Source organism: Streptomyces sp. rh34, from assembly GCF_002551245.1.
In the GTDB taxonomy this organism is placed as follows: Bacteria; Actinomycetota; Actinomycetes; order Streptomycetales; family Streptomycetaceae; genus Streptomyces.
Genome location: NZ_NTGZ01000583.1, coordinates 1 through 649 on the forward strand (window position 1 = coordinate 1; position 649 = coordinate 649).

1 protein-coding gene is annotated in these 649 nt (G+C 82.0%); it reads right to left on the reverse strand.

Features of this window, described 5'->3' with window-relative positions; all coding sequences use genetic code 11:
* Positions 1–55: 55 nt before the first annotated feature.
* Positions 56–649, reverse strand: a 594-nt coding sequence (locus CR470_RS38330) for a CHAD domain-containing protein (protein ID WP_143664004.1), incomplete at its 5' end; no start/stop codon positions are given.

A 649-nucleotide genomic window follows, 5' to 3' on the forward strand; every position in this document is an offset into this window, starting at 1 on the left:
CAGGCGCCGGCCCGCGCGGGGTGCTCCCCGGGCGGGCGGCGCGCGGGCCCCCGGCTCATGGGGCGCTCAGGGCCGCGGCGTACGGCCAGCTCTCCCGGAACACCGCCCGCGCCGCCTCCACCTCGTGGCGCTGGTCCGCGTGGAGCACGCCCAGCGCGTACGCCGTGGCCGGGGCGATCCGGGGGGTGCGGGCCGCCGCAGCCGCGGCTCCGGCCGCCTCCACGGCGTCCCGGTGCAGGTCGAGGGCGTGCACCGGCACGGCCAGGGCCGGGTCCGCGGCGCCGCGGACGGCCTCGTGGGCGTACCGGTGCAGCCGCAGCAGCAGGCGGGCCTGGTGCCACGCCGCGTCCTGTGCCTCGTTGTACGGCTCCGTGCCGTCGGGCGGCAGGGCGGCCACGGCGGTGAGGAGGCGTTGCTCGGCCCGTTCGACGGGCTCCAGGAGGGCCTCGGCGGGCCGGCCCGCGGCGCCGGGAGCCAGGGGGACGTCGGAGGCCAGGAGCGCGACGGCGTCGGCGACCGCGTGGAAGCGGGAGGAGCCGAGCGCCTGGAGGGCCGCGGAGTGGGACCGGGTCCGGGCGAGGGTGAGGCGGCGGTCCAGCAGCGCCCCGGCCCGCGCTGCCCCGACCCCGAGGGCGGCGCGGCCCTGGGC